Raw genomic sequence first — 21,563 nt, 5'->3', positions numbered from 1 at the left:
TCGGCCCGGCGACCGTCACATGTACAGGTCGACGCCCTTGCCGTCGGTGACGTTCGCGGCCACCCGGACGTTGTGCTTGGTGCCCATGAGCTGGCTCAAGGTGTCGGCCTGGGCGTTGACCCGGGCCTTGCGGGCCGCCGGGTCGATCGGGCTGCCCGCGGCGGGCAGGCTGAACGTGATCGAGTCGCCGATGCGCATGCGCTGTCCTCCGTGACGTGAACGACGGCTGGTCCCCCTGCCATCGGCACGGGGACCAGCGCTCGTGAGACTTTCAGCGGGCGAGTCGCAGCTGGGCGCCGAGCGCGACAAGCGCGGCCACGATGATCGCGCCGCCGTACCACAGCACCGTCGTGAGCAGGCCCAGCGGCGCCACGAGCTGGCCGGCGACGATCGCCGGGACGCCGAAGCTGAGGTACGCCACGAGGAACACGGCCGCGAAGAGCGCGGCGCGCTGGTGCGCCTCGGCGAGCGGGCCGACCGCGCGCAGCGCCCCCGAGAACGTGGCGCCGAAGCCCGCCCCGCCGATCAGGCCGCCCACCCACAGCAGGGGCAGCGTGCTGGTCGCGATGCCGAGCAGCACGATCGCGGTGCCGGCCAGCACGGCGACGGTGCCGTTGCGCACGACCGCGCGGGCCGGGTGGCGGCTGAGCAGGAACGCGGCCGTCGCGGCGGTGGCCGGCGGGATGAACGCGGTGACGCCGTTGAGCAGGCCGCTGCTGTGGTGGAAGACGTCGCGCAGGATGCTCGGGGACAGGCCCATGAACAGGCCCGCGAGCATCCAGGAGGCCAGGTGGGCGGGGGCGGCGGCCAGGAAGTCCGGGCGAGCGGCCCGCGGCACCGAAACCTGGGGCTTCAGGGCGGCCAGGGCACCCGGGCGGCGGCCGACGGTCTCGGCCGACAGCACCGCGGTCAGGGTGCCCACCGCCATGATGACGGTGAGGCTGGTGAAGACGATGAGGTTCGCCTGGTGGGTGAACTGGACGGCGGCGCCGGTGAGCAGCGCGCCGAGGCCCAGGCCGCCGGCCGGGGCGACGGCGCCGAGGATGCCGCCGAGGCGCTTGTGCCGCTCGGGGGCGAGCTCGACCAGGGCCGCGGTGAACGCGCTGCTGGCCGCGCCGGTCGCGACGCCCTGCACGACGCGGGCGGCGATCACCCAGCCGATGTTCGGGGCGAACACGAACATGATCATCGCGCCGAGCTCGACGGCGAGGGCGCCGATGAGCACCGGGCGGCGGCCGATGTGGTCGGACAGCGAGCCGACCACGACGAGCGAGGCGAGCAGGCCGAACGCGTAGGCGGCGAAGGCCACGGTCAGCACCCACGGGGCGAAGCCCCACTCGCGCTCGAACAGCACGAGCAGCGGGGTGGGGGCGCCGGCGGCGAGGTACAGGGACGCGAAGGCCAGGGCCGCGCCGGCGAAGGCCACGCCCGGCGGCAGCGTGCGGCGCCGGACGGGAGCGACCGGGCGGTCGAGTGTTGCGGTAGACATCACGCGACTCCTAAAGCAAAGGTCTTTGCGTTACGCTGAACGTACGCGCTTCCGGCGCGTTAAAGCCAAGAATTTTGCTTTAGTAAGGAGGGTCACACCATGTCCGCGCCTGTACGCCGTACCGGTGGACGCAGCGCCGCCGTGCTCTCCGCGATCCGCTACGCCGTGGAGGACCTCGTCCGCGAGCGCGGCGCCGAGAAGGTGACGATCCCGCTGGTCGCCGAGCGCGCCGGGGTCAACCCGACAAGCGTGTACCGCCGCTGGGGCGACGCCGCCGCGCTGCTCAACGACATCGCGACCCACCGGCTCGACCCGCAGCGCGAACTGCCCCGCACCGGCGACCTGCGGGCCGACCTCGTCGCCTGGGCGCGCGAGATCGTCGAGCACTACCGCAAGCCGCTCAACGCCGCCCTGCTGCGCGGGGGCAGCGCGTCGGCCGGCGAGCAGGAGACCGACTGCCTGCGCAACCGGCGCGCCGAGGCCCTCGTCATCGTCGGCGCGCCCGCGACCCCGACCGCCGACGAGATCGTCGACGGGATCATCGGCCCCATCGTGTACCGCGCGATCTTCCTCCCCTGGACGCTGGACGACGATCTGCCGGTCCGCCTGGTCGACAAACTCCTGCCGGCATAGCGTTGGGCGCATGAGTCGCCCACAGCTGATCCCCGGCCCCGACCACCCCATCACCGTGACCCCGTCGGACGTGCGGGTCGTGGTCCGCTCCGGCGAGCACGTCGTCGCGGACACCACCAACGCGCTGGCCCTGCAGGAGTCCACGTACCCGGTCGCGTACTACGTGCCGCTGGAGGACGTCGACCAGAAGCTGCTGCAGCGCACCGACCACAGCACGTACTGCCCGTTCAAGGGCGACGCCTCCTACTACTCGGTCGTCACGCCCGAGGGCACCGTGGAGAACGCGGTCTGGAGCTACGAGACGCCGTACGAGGCCGTGGCCCCGATCGCGAAGCGTGTCGCCTTCTACACCGACCGTCTCGAGGTGACTGTGGTGTCGGTTACCTGACATGAACGCCGCGGCCCTCCGCGCACGTCTAACCTCCGGGCACAGCGCTTCGGACATTGCGGGCAATACCTTTCGAGGGTTTTGCAGTCCGGCTCCCGATCGGTACCGTTCGCGAACGGGGAGGGCACAGACATGTTGAGTCGTCGCAAGATGCTGGCCGCGGGCGCGGGAGTGGCCGCGGCCGCCGCGCTGGCCGCGTGCAATGACGGGAACACCGGCAAGGCCGCCTGGACCGGCAACGGCTCGCCCGGCGCCGACGGGGGCGGCGGTGGCGGCGGGGGCACGCCCGCGACGGTCACCATCACGCCGGCGGCCGACACCAAGGACGTGTCGCCGACGAGCCAGGTGACCGTGGCCATCGACAACGGCACGCTCAACACGGTCACCGTGGCGGCCGGCGGCAAGAACCTCGACGGCAAGCTGTCCGAGGACAAGAAGAGCTGGACGTCGAGCGGGACCCTGACGTACGGGCAGACGTACACGGTCACGGTCGCCGGCGCCGGCGCGGACGGCAAGGACGTCAGCCGGAGCAGCTCGTTCACGACGCTGCAGCCGAAGTCGGTCGCGAGCGTCACGTTCCAGGCCAACCCGATGCTCGCGCTGAAGAACGGCGGCACCTACGGCGTCGGGCAGCCGGTCATCGTGTTCTTCAACAAGGCCGTCAAGAACCAGGACGCGGCCGAGCAGGCGATGAAGGTGACCACCTCGCCGTCGGTCGAGGGCAAATGGCACTGGGTCACCAACCAGAGCGCGCACTGGCGCCCGGAGAAGTACTGGGCCAAGGGCACCACGGTCAAGGTGAGCGTGAACGTCCTCGGGGTCGACCTGGGCAACGGCGTGTACGGCGGCGGCAACGCCACCGCGAACTTCTCCATCGGCCCGTCGCGCATCGCGATCGCGGACTCCAACACGAAGCAGATGGAGTGCTACATCGACGGCCAGATGGTCAAGAAGATCCCGGTCAGCATGGGCAAGGGCGGCACGACCACCGGCTCCAAGGGCGAGACCATCGACTTCTTCACCCGCTCCGGCGTGCACGTGCTGATGACCAAGGAGCCGGTCGTCACGATGAGCTCCGCCAGCTACGGCATCACGGACAAGAACAACCCGAACTACTACGAGGAGAAGATCAAGCTGGCCTGCCGGATCTCGCTCTCCGGCGAGTACGTGCACCTGGCCGACTGGAACATCCCCTCGCAGGGCAAGGCGAACACGTCGCACGGCTGCATCAACGTGGCGCCGGCCAACGCGCAGTGGTTCTACGACACGTTCGACACCGGCGACGTGGTCGAGGTACGCAACACGCCCAAGAACCTGCCGGTCACCGACGGCCTCGGCGACTGGACCATCCCCTGGGCTCAGTGGTGATCTAGCACCTCGGTCAGCGTCCGCGCGAAGGCCTTCGGCCGGAACACGTGGGCGCTGTGCCCGCCCTCGAACTCGACCGGCTCCGTGCCGAGGAGCCGGGCCAGGGCCTCCACCGGGGCCGCGTGCAGACGGCCGCGGCTGCTGCGGCCCATCGCCGGGACGACCGTGTCCCGGGTGAGCGGCTCGAGGTACAACCGGAACCGCCTTGCCGCGGGCGCGTCGTAGGTCAGGAAGAACTCGAGGTTCCGGGCCCGGTCCGGGCCCGGGCGCGGGAGGACGGCGTCGCGCTCGCGGTCGGCGGGGTCGAAGCCGGTGAACGCGAGGAACCGCTGCAGGCCGCCCGCCTCGATCTGGCGTTGCTCCGCCACGAACGGCTCCGGGTCGTCGAGCAGCTGCGGCAACGGCGGCTCGTACGCGACGAGCGTGCGCACCAGCGCCGGGTACCGGGCCGCGAGGTCGAGCCCGATCAGCGCGCCGATGCTGATCCCGAGGACATCCACCTGGGCGTGTCTGGCCGAGCGCGCCTTGTGCGCGAGCATCAGGGCCAGATCGTCGGTGTGCGACTCGATCGTCACCGGGCCGTCCCCGGCCGGGCTCCGGGAAAGGCCCCGGCGGTCGTACGTCAGGATCGTTCGGTCCTTCGCCAGTTCGCGCACGAGCGCCTCCGTGCCGTCCGCGTCCCCGTCGCCGGGCTGGACGATCACGAGCAGGCGCTCCCCGCTGCCGTGCAGTCGCGTGTACATGCCGCCGACGGTAAAGCATCATTTCTGATGCATCAAGTCTGTTGTATTCTGGCGGCCGTGAACGGACTCGAGTTACTGGTCCTGGGCCGCACGCTGATGAGGCTCGCGGGCAGCGCCATGCCGGCCCTGGGCGACGAGTCGCTGCCGGCGAGCGTGCGCTCGGTGCTGGTCGACGTGACGCAGCACCCGGACAGCTCGGTCGGCGAGATCGCGGCGCGGACGGGCTTCCCGCAGAGCCACGTGTCGGCGTCGGTCGCGCGCCTGCAGGAGCACGGCTCGGTGGTCACGTCCCCGGACCCGCGCGACCGCCGGCGCACGCTGGTGCGCCCCAACCCGGCCGCGCGGCCGCCGCTGCTGATCGTGAGCGCCGCGCCCGCCGACGACGTGCTGCTCGCGGCCCTCGACGATCCGCGGGCGCTGCCGGAGGTGCAGGCGGCACTGCGGACGTTGCATCGCCATCTCGTGCCGCCGGGTCGCGCGGTGAACGATCCGCATTTGCCGCAGTAACGGGTATTTTGCGGGCTAAATCATGATATGCCGGGAACGGTGAACGGGCCGCGTTGGTTCGTGTCCGGAAATATCCGCATTTAGCGCCTTTTTAGGTTTTTGGTTTTCAGGTTTTTCGGTGGAACAACCGGGGTTTGACGTGAGGCCGTACGCCGCGGCGGGTTTGCTGGCGGTTCCGGCGGCGGTCCTGACCGCCAGCGTGGCCGCCCACCCGGAGCCCCCGATCCCCCCGTCGTTCGAGACGTCGACCACGAGCCTGGGCGCCCACCCGGGCGACCTCGTGCGCGGCGCGACGTTCGAGACGGCGGCGCGGGACCTGGTCGGCTACGACCCGACGGCGGACATCATCGTGACCCAGGCGGAGGCGGGCACCGAGCTGACCGGCATCGACGCCCACACCGGCACGGTCCGCTGGCGCCGCCGGCTGGACTCCTCGGGCGACCTGGGCACGGTCCTGTGGTCGCAGAGCGATCTGGGCTCGGGCTCGGTGCTGGTGAACACGTACCACCGCGGCGCGAAGACGGCCGAGCTGACCGCCTTGTCGACGCGCACGGGCACGGTGCGCTGGCGGATGCCCCTGACCGCCCGGACGGAGGCCATGGCCGCGGGCCCGGCCCTGCTGGTGGGCGAGCCGGCGGAGAGCTCGTCCCCCATGCAGTGGGCCGATCCGCGCAATGCCCCCAAGTCGGATAAATCCGGAAAAAGCCGGACGCGTGCGCCCGCAACCCCGGAGGCATCCCCCACGGGCACATGGGGCCCGCACGCAACTCCCCAGAAGCCGAACAAGACGAGCGGCGCGGCGCACAAACTGCGCCCCGGCGCGAACGCCACCGCTGAGCCCCACGCCACCGGTCAGCCCATTGCCACCGCTCAGCCCATTGCCACCGCCCAGCCCCACGCCGCCGCTCAGCCCATTGCCGCCGCTCAGTCCATTGCCACCGCCCAGCCCCACGCCGCCGCTCGGCCCAACACCACCGCTCGGCCCAACACCACCGCTCGGCCGAATGCCACTCAGAATCCGGGGTCCGACAACCGCAACTCCGACCGCGACCCCGCCCGCGACCCGGACGCCCGCGACCGCAACTCCAACGCGCGCGGCTCGAACGGGGACGGCGCCGACCCGGGCCAGGATCCGTCCGGCGATCACGGCACCTGCCGCCCCCGCATCGGCCACACCGACGAGGACGCCGCGACGGTCGCCACCCGCGACGCCCCCGGGGCGGGCACGATCAACGCCGTCGCGGCCGGCGACGGCGGCCGCCTGTGGAGCGCCGACCTGCCCGAGGACTGCGACCTGCGCGCCTCGGCCGGCGACGGCCGCACGACGGCGCTGCGGCTGATCTGCACCGACGACGACCGGCTCGAGGACCGCCTCGAGATCCGCGACGCCCGCTCGGGCGCGCTGCGCTCGCGCACCACGCTCGACCCGAACGCCGACGACGGCGGCCTGGGCCTGCTGGTCCGCGACGGCGCCACGCTGGTGCGCGGGGCGCGGACGTTCCAGCTGTTCGGCCCGGACGGCAAGCGCCTCGTCCAGCGCGACGGGGACGGCTGCGCCGAGTTCTGCGACCTGGCCGTCGAGGGCGACGTGGCGATCGTCGCGCAGTCCGGCGGGAGCACCGACCGGGCCGACGGCGCGCTCGAGGCGTTCGCGCTCGCCGACGGGCGCGAGCGCTGGCGCACGGAGCGCACCGTGCGGGCACTGGTGCGCGAGGGCGGCCGCCTGTACGCGGTCGGCCCCGCCCCGCAGCCGGTGCCGTTCACGGCGGTGTCGGGCGTGGGCGAGCACGGGGTCTCCGAGCCGTACGCGACCACGCTGCCCGCCGCGGCCGTACCCCAGCGCGGGTCGGCCGTGCTGGTCGCCGACGGGGAGCGCCTGGCGTGGTACCGAATCCGGCCCGTCAAGCAGCCGACCGGCTACCTCGGCGGCGCCGTCGACCGGCCCGACCCGTGCGGTGTCCTGCCCGCCGCGGAGGTCGTCAGGCGCCTGGGCAGGCAGCGCACGACCGCCCACCGCGACGACGACGCCACGTGCACGTACACCACCGTGAAGGACCGCGACACCCTGCGCGTGCAGGTGCTGTGGGCGGGCACGGACGAGGCCTCGGCGATCCGCCGGTACGACGTGGTCAAGCACGACGACGTCGAGCGCTTCGGCACCGTGATCGTCTCGACCCAGGAGATCCAGGCGGCCACGTGACCATGTCGGCCCACAAGCCCACGCGACCCGTCGGGACGCGCAACCATGTCGGCCTGCAAGCCCACGCGACCCGCCGGGCGCGCGACCGTGCAGGCCCACAAGCCCATGCGAACCGCCGGGACGCGCGACCGTGCAAGCCCCCAAGCCCATGCGAACCGCCGGGACGCGCAACCATGGCGACCCGCAGCCCTGGGACCGTCACAACCCTGGGGACCGTCACAACCCCCGGGACGCGTAACCACAGGCCGGCGCAGGCAAAGCAGATGAAGGAGTCAAGGAACACGGAGGCGGAGAAAGAGCTCGGATCGCGCGTGGCACTTCGGCGGTGGGCCGGCCCTTCTCTAAACCTAATTCTACCCAAGCCGTCCAAATTGGATCTTGAGCAAATCACTCGCCGTCAACCGGCGCCACCCACCGTAGCCGAGGCTCAGAAGTCGTCGTCGATCAGGCCGTATGGGGGTTGGTCGGCGCGGCGGGAGTAGCGCACGATCACGTCCGCCGCCGCCGTTGGTGGTGGGGCGTTGTCCGCCACCACGATCTGGGCGCCCACGCCCCGGCCCGCCAGCCAGTCCTCGATGTGGCGGTAGATGCGCTCGATGGTCTGGCCGTCCTCCAGGTCGCCCAGCGCGCCCAGGTTCTTCTGCGGACTGTCCAGCAGGAGGAACCCGGGGTGGGACGAGCGGGACTCCCACGCGGTCTCGAACATCGCCAGCTGCCAGGCCAGCGCGATCAGCACGCGGCCGCCCGAGGACGCCGCGGGGTAGGGCTCGCCGCGCACGTACGGCGTCAGGTCCTCGGCAAGGTACGCGTCCGCCAGTTTCGGGTAGCGGAACTCGGCCAGGATCGCACGGTAGCGCTCGCTCACGCGCCGGACCACGGCCGAGCGGTCCGCGCGCCTCGACAGGGTGCCGCCGGCGCCGAGCTCGCCGCGGTCCGCCTCGAGCTGGTCCATCATCTGCAGGATGCCCGTGGCGCGGCGCTCCAGGCTCTGTACCAGCCGCAGGCCGTCCGCCGCGCGCTGTAAGACGTACGCGGCCTCCTCGCGGCGGCGGGCGATCGCGTCGCGCTCGGCGAGGAACGGGGTTACGGCGTGCGAGGTGGCCGCGTCGACCTCGGCGGCGGCTCGGGACTCGGCGTCCTGGGCCCGGGACGCGGCCGCGCGCAGCTGCGGGATCTCGCGTTCGAGGTCTTCGATGTGCCGGGTGAGCTCGGCGAGGCGGGTCTTGGCCGAGCGCAGTTCGCCGGAGACGTCGACCGGGCCGACCGGGAAGCGGCACGCGGGGCAGCGCTCGTCCGCGGTACCGATCGGGAAGCCGCAGGAGGCGCAGACGCCGGCGCCGGTCTCGAAGAGGCGGTCGGCCTCGGCGAGCATCGTCCACTTCGACACGTCGTCGGCGTAGGTGCCGCGCAGCGGGATCATGCGCTGCAGCTGGGTCTCGCGGTCGCGCAGCTCGTTGTGCGCGGCCAGCGCGGACCGGGCCGCGTCGCGGTGCCGTTCGCGCAGGTCGGCGGCGAAGGCCGTACCGGCGCGGGCTCTCGCGTCCAACGCGGCGAGGCTCTGGGCGCAGGTGGCGAGCTCGTCCTTGGCCTGCTGTTCGAGGGCTTCGAGGTCGAGGCGGCTGCCGATGTGCTGGTCCTCGACGAGCTGTTCGGCGGCCCGGTACGCGGTGCGGGCGGCGGCGAGCTCGGCCTCGACGGCCCGGATGCGCCGGCCGATCTCGACGGTGTGGTCGTCGTGGACGTCGAAGACCACGTCGACGACCTGGCGCAGCTTGAGGTGCTTCATCGGGACGCTCTCGAAGAGCAGGTCCTTGCCGTCGAGGCGCTCGTTGGGCAGGAAGCACAGCCACATGAGGTCGCGGAAGCTCAGCGAGTCGTCGATGTCGTGGGCCAGCCGGACGCCCTGGAGCTTGCAGTGCGACAGCAGCAGGCTGGAGAGGCTCTCGGGGTGCCCGGCCGGGCGGAGGGTGCGGCGCACGCGCGGGGCGGCGCCGGGCTCGTCGAGGCGGCCGGCGCGCACGTACGCGTACATGGACGGCTCGCCGACGGCGCGCTCGATGAGGTACGGCGAACCGGAGAGCTCGACCTCGAGGGTCGCGGACTTGACCTTCGGCGTGATCTCCGGGTGGCGCGGGTGGTCGTTGGCGCCGAGGCAGTAGTCGACGAACTCCAGGATCGTGGTCTTGCCGGTGCTGAACGCGCCGGCGAGCACCGACAGCGGCCGCGGGGCGTCGTCGGGGGCGCGGAAGTCGACGTCGTAGTCGCGGTCGTCGCCGTGCAGGCGCAGGCGCCTGATCCGGATGCCCTGGGTACGCAGACCGATCATGGCACGTCCTTGACTGGGACGGGTTGGAGCCAAAGTCGCAGGTTCTCTCGGAGCTTACGACCGCTCAGGCGCCGCAGGCGACGGATGACGATGCGTACCGCTGTGATGTATGACTGAGCATACATCGCCGTGAATCGCCGGGCCATGTTCGCTCCCTCTTCCGTGAGGCGGTACGTCACCCGTCCCGACGCCGCCACGTCCACGAGCCCCTGCGCGACGAGGGCGGCGAGGTCCCGGCCGAGGCTGAGCTGCGCGGTGACGTACCGCTGGGCCGGACTGGCGTAGGCGACGGTCCGGTCGTCGAACCCGGCCAGCCGCAGCGTGGTGCGGTCGGGGTCGTCGTCGCCGCGGGCGAGCAGCAGCGGCTGCCCGGCCAGGAACTCGTAGGCGCCGAGCCGCTCCGCGTCGAGCCCCTCCCCCGCGGCCTCGAGCACGAACAGCAGCCGCACGCGGCGGAAGGTGCTGAGCTCCTCGGGCGTCATACGAGCTCCCGCCAGCGTGTGACCCAGCCGGCCCGGCGCTGCTCGACGACCCGGTGCATGAGCCCGCACCGGTGCACGACGCCGGCCCGCAGCAGCTCGGGGAACCCGCCGGACGAGCGGATCTCGCGCATCACCGCGGCGTGCAGGCCGGGGAGCAGCGCGTTGCCCGGGTGTTCGGCGAGGCAGGCGTTGAAGCCGGCCTCCCAGATGCCGTGCACGAGCCCGTCGGCCTCGTCGAGCGCGTCGAGCTCCCCGGGGACGCGCTTGTCGAGGACCTCGCGGGCGAGCAGGTCGGCGTTGAAGAACTCGCGCTTGGCCGCGCCGACCTCGGTGTGCCCGGCGGCGCGGAGCTGGCGCACGAAGAGCGCCGCCTCCAGCGCCGCGTCGTCCTCGGGCCGAAGATCATGCAGCGGTACCCGTGGAGCCGGCGACGCCCCCGCCGGCGCCGCGTAGGGATCGTAGAAGTGCCGGCGCACGTGGGCACAGTCGGGCTTGATGAGCAGGTTGCGCAGCACGTTCTCGTGCCACAGCTCGATCTGGACCCCGGTCTCGCGCTGCCGGCGGGCGCGCCAGTTGTCCCACCACTGGGCGGTGGGCGCGTCCATGCTCGCGGGCACGCACAGCACCCACTGGGCGAGCCGGTACCCGTTGCGCGCCGCCGCCGCGACCGCGGAGTCGAACGACTCGCGGATCTGGCCCTGGTGCGAGCGGGTGACGATCGGCCAGAAGTACTTCGACTGCCAGATCACCACGAGCCCGGACAGCTCGCCGAGCAGGATGTCGATGCCCCAGTCGCCCGGGTTGGCGCTGATCGCCCGCGCGCCGGGGTAGATCGCCGCGAGCAGCATGGCGAGCATCTGCTCGAAGTCGTCCCGGGCGCCGGCGAGGTTGCCGGCGCGCAGCTGGTGCGCGGCAAAGTTGATCGGCGGCTCGCCGGAGGCAAGGCTGGGGGAAGCCGCGGTCGCAGTCATCCTCCCTCGCCCTCTGACCCCCGACAGGCTTGATCTTCTATGACCCAGATTGTCACGCGCGGCGATGCAACCGCTACCGTGGGCGTAGATTTCACCGAATGTGTGATCACAGTTTGTTCAGGTCGACATCGGCGTAGATGGCGGCGTGGTCGGAGCCGGCGTGGACCGCCTTCGTCATGGTCTCGTAGATCGGCCACAGCACGCCGTTGCGGCCGCCCCACACGCCCTTGCGCTGGATGCCGCCGCCGGTGGTGGCCGCCCACAGCGCCGGGGACAGCAGCACGTAGTCGAGCTTGTTGCGGGCGGTGCAGGAGCCGTAGGTGCCGGGCCGGCCGTTGTCCTCGAACGCGGGGTGCGCGGAGATGTCACGCAGGTCGGTGCCGTGCAGCAGCGGTTCGAGCGGTTCGCTGCCGGGGGTGTCGTTGAGGTCGCCGACGACCGCGACGTACGGGGTGGCCTGCTCGCGGTAGATCTCGGCGACCCGGGCGGCCTGGCGGCGGCGGGTGGCGTCGGAGGCGAGCTTCCCGCCGTAGCCCTTGCTCTTGAGGTGGTTGACCAGGACCACGAGGCGCTCGGCGCGGCCGGGCAGGGCGAAGTGGTACTCGGGGCAGTCCCGGCTGAACACCCGGCCCCGCTCGTCGGCGTCGTCGACGTGGGTGCGCTGCCCGGCGAGCGGGAAGTCCTGCGTGGACATGATCCCGACGTCGATGCCGCGCTCGTCGTTGCCGTCCATGACCTGGATGTGACGGTACAGACCGCGCAGCCCGCCCTCGGTGAACCGCTTGAGCGCGTGGCGGCTCTCGGCCTCGATCACGCCGAGGACGTCGGCGCGCACGTCGAGGATGACCCGTGCGGTGTTGAGCAGCGCCTGCTCGTCGCAGCGGTCGGTGGTCAGCTCGACCCAGCCGATCCAGTCGGCGCGCCCGCCGGCGACGACCTCGACCCGGCCGTCGCGGGCCCGGCGCAGCAGCCGCCCGCGGTTCTGCCGCAGCCGCGCGAACTTCGCGAGGTCGCCGTTGCGCAGCCCGAGCCGCGCGAGCTCGCGCAGGATCTCGTGCTTGACCTCGCCGGTGTAGACGGGCTCCTCGAGCAGCTCCGCGGCCCGCGCGTAGGCCTCCAGCACCGGCCGCCCGTCGGCCCAGGTGCGCTGGTCCAGCGCCTTGGCCCGGTTGAACAGGTTCTCGACGTTGTAGCTCGCGATGCGCATCGTCCACGAGAGTATGGGTAGATCGTCATCTGCGGATGACAGCGTCCCCCGGATGGCCGCCGAGTTCATCCTGGTGTTCGTCGTGCTTCCCGTGCTGTTCGCCTTCGTCAAGGTTCCCGGCGGCCCGATCCCGATCCTGCTGGTGCTCACGGTCGTGGTGGCGTTCTACTTCCGCCGCGCCCGCGACTTCGACCGGCGCGACCTGTGGCGCCCGGAGGCGCTGCGGCCGGAGCTGCCGCGCATCCTGCGGCTGTGGGCGCTCGCCGCGGTGCTGGCGGTCGCGGCCGTCTGGGCCTTCGACCGGGAGCACCTGTTCGACCTGCCGCGGCACAATCCGGGCTTGTGGGCGCTGATCGTGCTCGCCTACCCGGTGGTGTCGGTCTACCCGCAGGAGCTGGTCTTCCGGGCCTTCCTGCTGCATCGGTACCGGAGGCTGCTGCGCGGCGAGCACACGGCCGCGGCCGCGAGCGCGGTCTCGTTCGCCCTGGCCCACCTGCTCTTCGGCAACCCGGTGGCGGTCGTGCTGACCCTGTTCGGCGGCTGGCTCTTCGCGCGGCGCTACCAGCGCACCCGCTCCCTGCTCACCGTCTGCGTCGAGCACGCCGCCTACGGCCTGCTCATCTTCACAGTGGGCCTGGGCCGCTACTTCTACCACGGCACTGCTTATTAGCGAGCCGGCGCTCGCGGTGGGGGAGCTGCGCTCCACCCACGCCCCATCAAGACCTGCGCCGGCACGCTCTGGCATCGAACGTGTGCGCGAGGACGAGGTCGGCCGCAGGCCGGAACGCGGCACTACGTCGCGGCCGTGCAACGATCGTGGCGAACGGACGCGCGATGGACGTCATCATCGTGGGAGCGGGGATCGGCGGGCTCGTGCTCGCGGACTGGCACTCGGTGCGGGTCCTGGAGGCGCTCTCGACTGTGCGGCAGGACAAAAGTCCCGGCCCATCGGGGACGCATCGATCGCGACAACCGGGGGCCCGGGGGGCGATGATCGACGCATGGGCATGATGAAGAACCTGATGATCGGGATCCACAAGCGGACCGGCGACCGGTTCGCGGGGATGGACCTGCTCTACCTCACGACAGTCGGGGCCAAGAGCGGCAAGGAGCGCACCTCCCCCGTGGCCCGCTTCGCCGACGGGGACGACGCGTGGCTCGTGGTGGCCTCGAACAACGGCGCGGAGCGGCACCCGGCGTGGTACCACAATCTCAAGGCCCACCCGGACCGCGTGTGGATCGAGCACGGCGGCCGCAAGCGCGCCGCGCAGGTCGAGGAGCTGACCGGGGAGCGCCGGGAGGAGGCCCTGGGGCGGATCGTCGCCGCGCAGCCCCGTTTCGCCGGGTACCTGAAGAAGACGTCCCGCGCGCTGCCCGTGATCCGGCTCAGCTGAGCGGCCGGGCCGGGAGGCGGATCGGGAGGGCCGAGGCCATCGCCACCGGGTAGCCCGCGGCGCCGGCCAGCAGGGCGACCCGCACGCCGGCGCCGGCCAGCAGGGCGACCCGCACGCCGGCGCCGGCCAGCAGGGCGCCCAGGGCGGCGATGCCCAGGGCGCTGCCCACCTGGCGGGCCGCGTTGAACTGGCCCGTCGCCTACCCATAGGGCGCGATGCGATGCCTACGCGAGCAGGGCCCGCCGCAGGCGCGGGAGGGCGATGGCCAGGGCCAGGGCGCCGAACGCGAGCAGGTACGCCACCGACGGCAGCAGCGCCGGCCCGACGTGGCCGAGGGCGGGCTCGCGCAGGAGCTGGATCGCGTGGTACAGCGGCAGGGCCTCCACCAGCCACTGCAGCGGCCGCGGGTAGACGGTCACCGGGAAGAACGTGGTCGCGAACAGGAACATCGGCAGCATCACGAGCTGGATCAGCTGGAAGTCGCCCGGGTCGCGCAGGAACGTGGCCACGGCCAGCCCGGCGGCGGCGAAGGCGAAGCCGACCAGGGCCGCGCCGGGGACGGCCAGGAGGATCCAGGGCGAGCGGGCGTACCCGAGCACGGCCACGACGGCGAGGAACCCGCCGCTGGCCACGGCGCCGCGCAGCAGGGCCCAGGCGGTCTCGCCGAGGGCGATGTCGCGCACGGTCAGCGGGGTCGTGACCATGGTGTCGTAGGTGCGTTCGTGGCGGAGCTTGAAGTACAGGCCGAAGGAGGTCTCGTTCATCGCGCCGTTCATGGCCGCGGTGGCCAGCAGGGCGGGCGCGACGAACTGGGCGTAGCCGATGTCCGGGTCGACGCCGGGGACCGAGCCGACGAGGGCGCCGACGCCGACGCCGATCGACAGCAGGTACAGCAGCGGCTCGAGCACCTCGGCGGCGAGGACGGCCCAGGTGTGCCGGTAGATCATGAGGTTGCGCTCGACGAGCAGCAGGGCCCGGCTCATGCGAACAACCGCCTTCGGTAGGTGCGGCGGGCCACGAGGACCCCGGCGACGGTGAGCGCGCCGAGGTAGGCGGCGTGCAGGAGGGGCCGCTGGCCGCGGCACAGCTCGGTGCCGTGCCACAGCGGGGTGCAGTACACGACGTAGCGCAGCGCGGCCGGGATCTGCTCGGCCGGGAAGAAGACCCCGGAGAACATGTACATCGGCATGATCACGAAGCGGAACACGGTGGAGATGGGCTGCCCGGACTCGAGCGTGGCGACCCAGGCGGCCAGCGGCGCGGCGAAGGCCATCCCGGTGAGCAGCGCGGCCGGGGTCAGCCACAGCAGGGCGGTGCTGCGCAGCGCCGGGAAGCACAGCAGCACCAGCACGAAGCACAGCGCCGAGGTGGCGATCCGGAACGCCATGTAGAGCAGGTGCCCGGCGAGCACGTCGCCGGTGCCGAGGGGCCCGGCGGTGGCGTTGCGGTAGCTGCCGCCGGGGCGCACGGCCAGGAACACCGGGCGGCTCGCCTCGATGACCGCGGTCTGCATGGTGGCCGCGGCGAGCAGGCCGGGGGCGAAGAAGGCCAGGAACGCGACGCCGTGCAGGGTGTCCGGGGCGGTGTTGCGGTCCACGAGCCGGCCGAGGCCGGCGCCCATGGCCAGCAGGAACAGCAGCGGGTTGAGCACGGAGACGACGACGGTGGCCCGCCAGTTGCGGCGGTAGCGCAGCATCCAGTACGCGAACTCGCGCAGCGCCAGGACTCTCATTCGACGAGCGACCTTCCGGTGAGGCGCAGGAACACGTCCTCGAGGGTGGCCCGGCGCACGAGCGCGGCGATCGGCTCGGCGGCGAGCTTGGCCAGGACCGCCTCGCCGTCCTCGGTGTAGAGCAGCACCCGGTCGGGCAGCTCCTCGACCCGTTCGACGCGGTCGTCGGCCGGGATCGGCGTGCCGGGCGGCAGGCGCAGCTCGAGGACCTCGCGGGTGACGTACCGCTCGATGAGCGCCCGGGGCGAGCCCTCGGCGGCGATCGTGCCCTTGTCCATGACGACGAGCCGGTCGCAGAGCTGCTCGGCCTCGTCCATGTAGTGCGTGGTGAGGATGAGCGTGACGCCGTCCTGCTTGAGCCGGAACAGCCGGTCCCACAGCACGTGCCGGGCCTGCGGGTCGAGCCCGGTGGTGGGCTCGTCGAGCAGCAGGATCTCGGGGTCGTTCACCAGCGACCGGGCGATGGTCAGGCGCCGGCGCATGCCGCCGGACAGCGCGGCCACCTTGGCGCCCGCCTTGTCGGTCAACTGCGCGAAATCCAGCAGCTGTACCGCCTTGTCGCGGGCCTGGCGCCGGGAGAGCCCGAAGTACCGACCGTAGATGAGCAGGTTCTCCTCGACGGTGAGCTCCCCGTCGAGGGCGTCGTCCTGGGGCACGACCCCGATGCGGGCGCGGATCGCGGAGCCGTCGCGGACGGGGTCCTGCCCGAGGACGGTGAGCCGCCCCCCGGACGGCGGCGAGACGCACGCGATCATGCGCATGGTGCTGGACTTCCCGGCGCCGTTGGGCCCGAGGAACCCGAACGCCTCGCCGCGGCGGATCCGGAACGAGACCCCGTCCACCGCCCGCACCTGTCCGGTCCTGTGTACCTTCGCCAGCCCGTCGGCCTCGACGAGCACATCGGACACCATCCCCGGCCTCCCCCGTCATCCGCTTACGTGAGGCCGGAAAACTAACATGATTTCGTGCAAGAACGCGACAGGATATATCTATGACGTGACGATCTTCGCCGACGCCGACGTGGAGCGCTTCGTGCTCGACTCCCGGGTGCCCGGGCCGCCGCTCACCGTCGCCGAGCTGCGGGAAGGCTCGGCCGCGCGGGCGCGGGCGCGGCCCGCCGGGCCCGCGATGCCGGTCGCGGACCGGCTCGTGGCCGGGGTGCCGGTGCGGGTCTACGAGCAGGAGAGCCGGGCCCGCGTCGTGTACCTGCACGGCGGCGGCTTCGTGCTCGGCGACCTCGACACCCACGACCTGGTGTGCCGGCGCCTGGCCGCCGCCACCGCGACCACGGTCGTGGCGGTGGACTACCGGCGCGCGCCCGAGCACCCGTTCCCGGCCGCGCTCGACGACGCGCTCGCCGTGCTCGGCTGGGCCGCCGAGGCCGGGCCGGTCGCGGTGGCCGGCGACTCGGCCGGGGCGTTCGTCGCCGTGCTCGCCGCGCGGCGGGCCGCGGTGCCGCTCGTCGCGCAGCTGCTGGTCTGCCCGCTGCTGGACCTGGGGCTGGGCGGGGCGAGCGCGGAGGAGTTCGGGCGGGGCTTCACCTTGGACGTCGCGGACCTGCGCGAGTGGGTCTCGTGGTGGGCGCCGGAGGCTCATGCGGTACCGAACCCGCTGCATTTCGCTCTTGAGGGGATGCCGCCGGCGCTCATCGTGGCCGCCGGGCTCGACCCGTTGCGCGACGGGGCGGTGCGCTACGCGCAGCGGCTCCGGGCGGCCGGGGTCGGCGCCGAACTGCGGGTCGAGCCCGGGCTCGTGCACAACCATCCGATGTATGCGCAGTTGGCCCGATCGGCCGAGCGGGCGTATGCCGGTTTCCTGACTGACGCGGCGGCGATCCTGCGCTGAAATATGGGTGGGCAGTTTCCCGACAGCAACCGTCTGGTTACCAGGAACAGTTGCTAGGGTCTGCGTCGCTCGATGATCCGGACGCAAGGGGGACCGACGTGGGACTGTGGGACAAGGTCAAGGGCGAGTTCATCGATATCATCGAGTGGCTCGACGACAGCCGGGACACGATCGTCTGGCGGTTCCCGCGCTACCAGAACGAGATCAAGATGGGCGCCAAGCTCGTCGTGCGCGAGTCGCAGGTCGCGGTCTTCGTGAACGAGGGTCAGGTCGCCGACGTCTTCGTCCCCGGCACCTACACCCTGCAGACGCAGAACATGCCGATCCTGTCCACCCTGAAGGGCTGGAAGTACGGGTTCGACTCGCCGTGGAAGGCCGAGGTCTACTACGTCAACACCCGGCAGTTCACGGACTTCAAGTGGGGCACCCAGAACCCGATCATGATGCGGGACGCCGAGTTCGGCATGGTCCGCCTCCGGGCGTTCGGCGCCTACTCGCTGCGCGTGGTGCACCCGGAGAACCTGCTCAAGCAGCTCGTCGGCACCGACCCCCAGTTCCGCACCGAAGAGGTGTCGGAGTTCCTGCGCCAGCTCATCGTCGGCCACCTCGGCCCGGCCCTGGCCGCCGCGCAGGTGCCGGTGCTCGACCTGGTCTCCCAGCAGCTGCTCATCGGCCAGAAGCTCGCCGGGGTGCTGACCCAGGAGCTGGCCGAGTACGGCATCCAGATCCCCAAGTTCATCATCGAGAACATCTCCCTGCCGCCGGAGGTCGAGGAGGCGCTGGACAAGCGCACCTCGATGGGCGTGCTGGGCAACCTCGACCAGTATTCGAAGTTCCAGGCCGCCAACGCCATGGAGGACGCCGCGAACAACCAGGGCGGCGCCGGTGAGGGCTTCGGCCTGGGCCTGGGGATGGCGGCCGCCCAGCAGGTCGCGAGCTCCCTGAACCGCCCCACGCAGCCGCAGCAGCCCCCGGCCGCGGCGCCGCCGGCCGGCCCCCCGCCGCTGCCGCCGCAGGCCCAGTGGTTCGCCGCCGTCAACGGCGCCCAGGCCGGCCCGTTCGACGCGGGCACCCTCGCCCAGCAGGTGCAGGCCGGCGCGGTGAGCCGGGCCACCCTGGTGTGGAAGAACGGCATGGCCGCCTGGACCCCCGCCGAGCAGGTTCCGGAGCTCGCGGGCATCTTCGCCTCCGTCCCCCCGCCGCTCCCCCCGATGGGCTGACCCATGTCGCAGAGCCAGTACCCGTGCGCCGGCTGCGGCGCCAATGTCGAGTTCGCGCCCGGCACCAACGTGCTCAAGTGCCCGTACTGCGGCCACGAGACCGTGCTGCAGCAGACCGGCGCGCGCGTCCGCGAGCACGACTACCTCTCCTTCACGAGCCTGCCCCGCAAGCCGATCGCGCTGCTGGCCAAGCATGTGTTCGTGTGCCGCAACTGCGGCGCGCAGACCGAGAGCGACTCGATCTCGGACCGCTGCCGGTTCTGCAACGCCCCGGTCGTGGCCGAGGTGAGCCCGCAGGACCAGGTCGTGCCCGAGGCGGTGCTGCCGTTCGTGCTCGACAAGCGGGCGCTGCGCGAGTCGCTGGGCAAGTGGGCGTCGTCGCGCTGGTTCGCCCCGTCGGGCCTGAAGAAGGTCTCCGAGGCCGAGACGGCCAAGAGCATGTACCTGCCGCACTGGACGTACGACTCGCGCACGATCACCGACTACGAGGGCCAGCGGGGCGAGCACTACTACGTCACCGAGACCTACACCGAGAACGGTGAGACGAAGACCCGCCAGGTGCAGAAGACGCGCTGGTACCACGCCAGCGGCCGGGTGTTCCGGGAGTTCGACGACGTGCTGGTGACCGGCACGACGAAGGTGACCCAGAAGCACCTGGACGAGCTGGAGCCGTGGCCGCTGCCGAACTCGCAGGCGTACCGGCCCGAGTACCTCGCCGGGCACGAGACGCTGCGCTACGACGTCGAGCCGGAGACCGGCCTCGAGTCCGCCAAGGGCAAGATGCGCCCGATCATCGAGCGGGACTGCCGCGAGGACATCGGCGGCGACGAGCAGCGCGTCGAGCAGATGCACACGCAGTACAACGACGTCACCTTCAAGCTCATGCTGCTGCCGGTGTGGATCGCCTGCTACCTGTACGCCGGCAAGACGTACAACATCCAGGTCAACGGCGTGACCGGCGAGGTCGCGGGCGAGCGGCCGTACAGCGCCATGAAGATCGCCCTGGCGATCCTCGGCGCGGTCGCGGTCATCGCGATCATCATCGTGCTCGTGGTCGTCAGCAAGCACCGCTAGCGCAACCACCCGGGGCGCGGTCCGTGAACACGGGCCGCGCCTTGTTCATGCGTGGCAGACTGCGACCATGCTCGATCATCGCGCCGCGCGCTTCGACCGGGTCGCGCCCGTGCTCGCCGCGCTCGGCGACGAGGACCTCGCCGGGCTCGTCGCGGACGCCGCGCCGCACGGGGCCGGGATCGGCGGGCGCACCGCCGGGATCGAGGTCGACGGCGTCGCGGTCTTCGTGAAGCAGGTGCCGCTCACCGCCACCGAGCTGGCCGCCCCGCACGACACCGGGAACCTCTTCGGCCTGCCCGGCTTCTACCAGTACGGCGTCGGCTCGGCCGGCTTCGGGGCCTGGCGGGAACTCACCGCGCACCGGCTCACCACGGCGTGGGTGCGCTCGGGACGGCAGCCGAACTTCCCGCTGCTGTACCACTGGCGGGTCCTGCCGCGGCTGGACGCCGGGGCCGTCGACGTCGAGGAGCGCACCGCCTACTGGGACGGCAGCCCGGCCGTGCGCCGGCGGCTGGAGGAGCTCAACGCGGCCACCGCGGCGGTCACGCTGTTCCTGGAGCACATCCCGCACGAGCTCGGGCCGTGGCTGCGGGAGCGCCTCGACGGCGGCGACGAGCACGCCGGGGTCGAGGTGGCGGCCCGGCTCGCGGCCGCCATCTGCGCGATGAACGCGGGCGGGCTGCTGCACTTCGACGCGCACATGGGCAACCTGCTCACCGACGGGCGGCTGGTGTACCTCGCCGACTTCGGCCTGGCCCTGCACGCCTCGTTCGCGCGCACGCCGCAGGAGTCGGCGTTCTTCCGCGCGCACGCGGGCTACGACCGGCGGTACAACACCGGGCACTTCGCCGCCTGGCTCGCGTGCGTGCACGGCTGCCCCGGCGACTGGCCGCGGGCGCAGGAGCTGGTCGCCCGGGCCGCCACCGGCACGCTCCCGGCGGAGCTGCACGACGCGCCGCCGGGCAGCCGGGCGGTCATCCTGCGTCACGCCGGCACCTCCGCCGCCATGCGCCACTTCTTCGACCGGCTGGTCACGGGCTCGAAGCACACGCCGTACCCGTACGCGGAGCGGATCACCGCAAACGGGGTGCGATAACGTTTACGACGTGCCGGACACCGACTCCCCCTCCCCTGCCGTGCGGGTTCTCGAGATCGGTGGCAGTCACGTGACCGCCGGTAGCGTCGAGGTAGCCGGGCACCGCATCCTCGACCGCCAGCGCCACCCGCTGGACCCGGCGCAGGACGCCCACACGATCGTCGGCGTGCTGGCGGACGCGGCGAAGCGGCTGCTGCCCGGCCCCGGGGACCGCTGGGCGGTGGCGATGCCGGGCCCGTTCGACTACGTGGCCGGGGTGTCGCGGCACGAGGGCGTCGGCAAGTTCGACCAGCTGCACGGCGTCGACCTGCGCGACGCGCTGGCCAAGGCGATCCCGGCCGCGCCCGGCTCGTTCACGTTCGTCAACGACGCCGACGCGTTCCTGCTCGGCGAGTGGGTCGACGGCGCCGCGACCGGCACCCGCCGCAGCGTGGCGATCACCCTCGGCACCGGCATCGGCTCGTCCTGGCTGGCCGACGGGGCAGTGGTCAGCGACGGCCCCGACGTGCCCCCGGACGGCGAGATCCACTTCTGTGACGTCGACGGCGTGAACATCGAGGACCTCGTCTCCGACCGGGCGCTCGTGCGCAAGTACCTGGCCCGCACCGGCGTCGCCGTCGACGGCATGCGGGGCCTGGCCGCGCTGGCCCGCGGCGGCGACCGGGACGCCTGCGAGGTCGTCGAGGTCGCCTTCGGCATCCTGGGCCGGCTGCTCACCGAGTGGCTGGACCGCTTCGGCGCCGAGGTGGTGGTCATCGGCGGCTCGATGACCGGCGCCTGGGACCTCATCGAGCCCGCCCTGCACCTGCCGGTCCCGGCCCGCCCGGTCGCCGACACGGAGCGCTCGGCGCTGCTGGGCGCCGCCTACGCCGGGTCCTGACAATTCGG

23 protein-coding genes are annotated in these 21,563 nt (G+C 72.2%); 12 read left to right on the top strand and 11 right to left on the bottom strand.

Annotated elements, in window-relative coordinates; translation table 11 throughout:
- Positions 1 to 15: 15 nt before the first annotated feature.
- Positions 16 to 198 (bottom strand): hypothetical protein, encoded by a 183-nt coding sequence (locus tag ACPPVO_RS15725; RefSeq protein ID WP_426511942.1) that lies wholly within the window; start codon positions 196 to 198, stop codon positions 16 to 18.
- A gap of 73 nt (positions 199 to 271) precedes the next feature.
- Complete coding sequence (locus ACPPVO_RS15720; protein WP_426511941.1) at positions 272 to 1,489, bottom strand: MFS transporter; 1,218 nt, start codon at positions 1,487 to 1,489, stop codon at positions 272 to 274.
- Positions 1,490 to 1,588: 99 nt separating this feature from the next.
- On the opposite strand from ACPPVO_RS15720, the gene ACPPVO_RS15715 reads away from it, so the two are divergent.
- The 3 genes from ACPPVO_RS15715 to ACPPVO_RS15705 all read left to right on the top strand — a co-directional run bounded on the left by ACPPVO_RS15715 (position 1,589) and on the right by ACPPVO_RS15705 (position 3,878).
- Positions 1,589 to 2,122: a TetR/AcrR family transcriptional regulator gene (locus ACPPVO_RS15715; RefSeq protein WP_426511940.1), complete on the top strand. Its 534-nt coding sequence runs from the start codon at positions 1,589 to 1,591 to the stop codon at positions 2,120 to 2,122.
- 10 nt (positions 2,123 to 2,132) lie between these two features.
- The gene (locus tag ACPPVO_RS15710; RefSeq protein WP_426511939.1) at positions 2,133 to 2,510 is read left to right on the top strand and encodes a DUF427 domain-containing protein; all 378 of its coding nucleotides are present in this window, start codon (positions 2,133 to 2,135) and stop codon (positions 2,508 to 2,510) included.
- A 132-nt stretch (positions 2,511 to 2,642) separates the two neighbouring features.
- Positions 2,643 to 3,878 carry a L,D-transpeptidase gene (locus ACPPVO_RS15705; protein WP_426511938.1) on the top strand — a complete coding sequence of 412 codons (1,236 nt, stop codon included), beginning with the start codon at positions 2,643 to 2,645 and terminating at the stop codon, positions 3,876 to 3,878.
- Here the strand turns inward: ACPPVO_RS15705 and ACPPVO_RS15700 are convergent.
- Entirely contained in the window at positions 3,869 to 4,621 is a 753-nt protein-coding gene (locus ACPPVO_RS15700) for an alpha/beta fold hydrolase (RefSeq protein WP_426511937.1), read from the bottom strand. The two genes, ACPPVO_RS15705 and ACPPVO_RS15700, sit on opposite strands and share 10 nt — an antisense overlap.
- Positions 4,622 to 4,678: 57 nt before the next feature.
- Here ACPPVO_RS15700 and ACPPVO_RS15695 point away from each other — a divergent pair, with 57 nt between their 5' ends.
- Both ACPPVO_RS15695 and ACPPVO_RS15690 read left to right on the top strand, forming a co-directional pair.
- Entirely contained in the window at positions 4,679 to 5,128 is a 450-nt protein-coding gene (locus ACPPVO_RS15695; protein WP_426511936.1) for a MarR family winged helix-turn-helix transcriptional regulator, read from the top strand.
- 139 nt (positions 5,129 to 5,267) lie between these two features.
- Positions 5,268 to 7,328 carry a PQQ-binding-like beta-propeller repeat protein gene (locus ACPPVO_RS15690; RefSeq protein ID WP_426511935.1) on the top strand — a complete coding sequence of 687 codons (2,061 nt, stop codon included), beginning with the start codon at positions 5,268 to 5,270 and terminating at the stop codon, positions 7,326 to 7,328.
- A 427-nt stretch (positions 7,329 to 7,755) separates the two neighbouring features.
- Here the strand turns inward: ACPPVO_RS15690 and ACPPVO_RS15685 are convergent, their stop codons facing one another.
- From ACPPVO_RS15685 to ACPPVO_RS15670, 4 genes are all read right to left on the bottom strand, one after another.
- Entirely contained in the window at positions 7,756 to 9,654 is a 1,899-nt protein-coding gene (locus ACPPVO_RS15685; protein ID WP_426511934.1) for a DNA recombination protein RecN, read from the bottom strand.
- Entirely contained in the window at positions 9,651 to 10,136 is a 486-nt protein-coding gene (locus ACPPVO_RS15680) for a hypothetical protein (protein ID WP_360381583.1), read from the bottom strand. The genes ACPPVO_RS15685 and ACPPVO_RS15680 overlap by 4 nt, the downstream gene beginning before the upstream one ends.
- On the bottom strand, positions 10,133 to 11,107 hold the full coding sequence (locus ACPPVO_RS15675; protein WP_426511933.1) for a hypothetical protein: 975 nt from the start codon (positions 11,105 to 11,107) through the stop codon (positions 10,133 to 10,135). Before ACPPVO_RS15675 ends, ACPPVO_RS15680 begins: the two co-directional genes overlap by 4 nt.
- A 106-nt stretch (positions 11,108 to 11,213) precedes the next feature.
- The gene (locus ACPPVO_RS15670) at positions 11,214 to 12,314 is read right to left on the bottom strand and encodes an endonuclease/exonuclease/phosphatase family protein (RefSeq protein ID WP_426511932.1); all 1,101 of its coding nucleotides are present in this window, start codon (positions 12,312 to 12,314) and stop codon (positions 11,214 to 11,216) included.
- A 52-nt stretch (positions 12,315 to 12,366) separates the two neighbouring features.
- Here ACPPVO_RS15670 and ACPPVO_RS15665 point away from each other — a divergent pair, with 52 nt between their 5' ends.
- Both ACPPVO_RS15665 and ACPPVO_RS15660 read left to right on the top strand, forming a co-directional pair.
- Complete coding sequence (locus ACPPVO_RS15665; protein ID WP_426511931.1) at positions 12,367 to 12,984, top strand: CPBP family glutamic-type intramembrane protease; 618 nt, start codon at positions 12,367 to 12,369, stop codon at positions 12,982 to 12,984.
- A gap of 331 nt (positions 12,985 to 13,315) precedes the next feature.
- The gene (locus ACPPVO_RS15660; protein WP_426511930.1) at positions 13,316 to 13,708 is read left to right on the top strand and encodes a nitroreductase/quinone reductase family protein; all 393 of its coding nucleotides are present in this window, start codon (positions 13,316 to 13,318) and stop codon (positions 13,706 to 13,708) included.
- On the opposite strand, the gene ACPPVO_RS15655 is transcribed toward ACPPVO_RS15660, so the two are convergent.
- The 4 genes from ACPPVO_RS15655 to ACPPVO_RS15640 are packed head-to-tail and all read right to left on the bottom strand — an operon-like array spanning position 13,701 to position 16,351.
- Positions 13,701 to 13,877, bottom strand: coding sequence for a hypothetical protein (locus tag ACPPVO_RS15655; protein WP_426511929.1), 177 nt, complete (start codon positions 13,875 to 13,877; stop codon positions 13,701 to 13,703). The genes ACPPVO_RS15660 and ACPPVO_RS15655 overlap by 8 nt on opposite strands.
- Before the next feature lie 55 nt (positions 13,878 to 13,932).
- Positions 13,933 to 14,691: an ABC transporter permease gene (locus ACPPVO_RS15650; RefSeq protein WP_426511928.1), complete on the bottom strand. Its 759-nt coding sequence runs from the start codon at positions 14,689 to 14,691 to the stop codon at positions 13,933 to 13,935.
- The gene (locus ACPPVO_RS15645) at positions 14,688 to 15,440 is read right to left on the bottom strand and encodes an ABC transporter permease (protein ID WP_426511927.1); all 753 of its coding nucleotides are present in this window, start codon (positions 15,438 to 15,440) and stop codon (positions 14,688 to 14,690) included. Before ACPPVO_RS15645 ends, ACPPVO_RS15650 begins: the two co-directional genes overlap by 4 nt.
- Positions 15,437 to 16,351 carry an ABC transporter ATP-binding protein gene (locus ACPPVO_RS15640; RefSeq protein WP_426511926.1) on the bottom strand — a complete coding sequence of 305 codons (915 nt, stop codon included), beginning with the start codon at positions 16,349 to 16,351 and terminating at the stop codon, positions 15,437 to 15,439. The genes ACPPVO_RS15645 and ACPPVO_RS15640 overlap by 4 nt, the downstream gene beginning before the upstream one ends.
- Positions 16,352 to 16,436: 85 nt before the next feature.
- Between ACPPVO_RS15640 and ACPPVO_RS15635 the strand changes: the two genes are divergently transcribed.
- The 5 genes from ACPPVO_RS15635 to ACPPVO_RS15615 all read left to right on the top strand — a co-directional run bounded on the left by ACPPVO_RS15635 (position 16,437) and on the right by ACPPVO_RS15615 (position 21,555).
- On the top strand, positions 16,437 to 17,285 hold the full coding sequence (locus ACPPVO_RS15635) for an alpha/beta hydrolase (RefSeq protein ID WP_426511925.1): 849 nt from the start codon (positions 16,437 to 16,439) through the stop codon (positions 17,283 to 17,285).
- Positions 17,286 to 17,383: 98 nt separating this feature from the next.
- Positions 17,384 to 18,505, top strand: coding sequence for an SPFH domain-containing protein (locus ACPPVO_RS15630; RefSeq protein WP_360381600.1), 1,122 nt, complete (start codon positions 17,384 to 17,386; stop codon positions 18,503 to 18,505).
- 3 nt (positions 18,506 to 18,508) lie between these two features.
- On the top strand, positions 18,509 to 19,579 hold the full coding sequence (locus ACPPVO_RS15625; RefSeq protein WP_426511924.1) for a hypothetical protein: 1,071 nt from the start codon (positions 18,509 to 18,511) through the stop codon (positions 19,577 to 19,579).
- A gap of 67 nt (positions 19,580 to 19,646) precedes the next feature.
- Positions 19,647 to 20,675: a serine/threonine protein phosphatase gene (locus tag ACPPVO_RS15620; protein ID WP_426511923.1), complete on the top strand. Its 1,029-nt coding sequence runs from the start codon at positions 19,647 to 19,649 to the stop codon at positions 20,673 to 20,675.
- A 10-nt stretch (positions 20,676 to 20,685) separates the two neighbouring features.
- Entirely contained in the window at positions 20,686 to 21,555 is an 870-nt protein-coding gene (locus tag ACPPVO_RS15615) for an ROK family protein (protein WP_426511922.1), read from the top strand.
- The last annotated feature ends 8 nt before the right edge of the window (positions 21,556 to 21,563 follow it).

It is taken from the genome of Dactylosporangium sp. McL0621, from assembly GCF_049995355.1.
Classification (GTDB): Bacteria; Actinomycetota; Actinomycetes; order Mycobacteriales; family Micromonosporaceae; genus Dactylosporangium.
Note: the sequence above shows the minus strand (reverse complement) of the source record. Positions and strands in the feature narration are given on the sequence as shown.

What these genes read in the sequence shown, in the direction of transcription:
- ACPPVO_RS15670 (WP_426511932.1), bottom strand. Translation starts at nt 12,314, where the DNA reads ATGCGCATCGCGAGCTACAACGTCGAGAACCTGTTCAACCGGGCCAAG.
- ACPPVO_RS15720 (WP_426511941.1), bottom strand. Translation starts at nt 1,489, where the DNA reads ATGTCTACCGCAACACTCGACCGCCCGGTCGCTCCCGTCCGGCGCCGC.
- ACPPVO_RS15625 (WP_426511924.1), top strand. Translation starts at nt 18,509, where the DNA reads ATGTCGCAGAGCCAGTACCCGTGCGCCGGCTGCGGCGCCAATGTCGAG.
- ACPPVO_RS15725 (WP_426511942.1), bottom strand. Translation starts at nt 198, where the DNA reads ATGCGCATCGGCGACTCGATCACGTTCAGCCTGCCCGCCGCGGGCAGC.
- ACPPVO_RS15700 (WP_426511937.1), bottom strand. Translation starts at nt 4,621, where the DNA reads ATGTACACGCGACTGCACGGCAGCGGGGAGCGCCTGCTCGTGATCGTC.
- ACPPVO_RS15660 (WP_426511930.1), top strand. Translation starts at nt 13,316, where the DNA reads ATGGGCATGATGAAGAACCTGATGATCGGGATCCACAAGCGGACCGGC.
- ACPPVO_RS15710 (WP_426511939.1), top strand. Translation starts at nt 2,133, where the DNA reads ATGAGTCGCCCACAGCTGATCCCCGGCCCCGACCACCCCATCACCGTG.
- ACPPVO_RS15675 (WP_426511933.1), bottom strand. Translation starts at nt 11,107, where the DNA reads ATGACTGCGACCGCGGCTTCCCCCAGCCTTGCCTCCGGCGAGCCGCCG.
- ACPPVO_RS15705 (WP_426511938.1), top strand. Translation starts at nt 2,643, where the DNA reads ATGTTGAGTCGTCGCAAGATGCTGGCCGCGGGCGCGGGAGTGGCCGCG.
- ACPPVO_RS15715 (WP_426511940.1), top strand. Translation starts at nt 1,589, where the DNA reads ATGTCCGCGCCTGTACGCCGTACCGGTGGACGCAGCGCCGCCGTGCTC.
- ACPPVO_RS15685 (WP_426511934.1), bottom strand. Translation starts at nt 9,654, where the DNA reads ATGATCGGTCTGCGTACCCAGGGCATCCGGATCAGGCGCCTGCGCCTG.
- ACPPVO_RS15640 (WP_426511926.1), bottom strand. Translation starts at nt 16,351, where the DNA reads ATGGTGTCCGATGTGCTCGTCGAGGCCGACGGGCTGGCGAAGGTACAC.
- ACPPVO_RS15645 (WP_426511927.1), bottom strand. Translation starts at nt 15,440, where the DNA reads ATGAGAGTCCTGGCGCTGCGCGAGTTCGCGTACTGGATGCTGCGCTAC.
- ACPPVO_RS15680 (WP_360381583.1), bottom strand. Translation starts at nt 10,136, where the DNA reads ATGACGCCCGAGGAGCTCAGCACCTTCCGCCGCGTGCGGCTGCTGTTC.
- ACPPVO_RS15620 (WP_426511923.1), top strand. Translation starts at nt 19,647, where the DNA reads ATGCTCGATCATCGCGCCGCGCGCTTCGACCGGGTCGCGCCCGTGCTC.
- ACPPVO_RS15650 (WP_426511928.1), bottom strand. Translation starts at nt 14,691, where the DNA reads ATGAGCCGGGCCCTGCTGCTCGTCGAGCGCAACCTCATGATCTACCGG.
- ACPPVO_RS15665 (WP_426511931.1), top strand. Translation starts at nt 12,367, where the DNA reads ATGGCCGCCGAGTTCATCCTGGTGTTCGTCGTGCTTCCCGTGCTGTTC.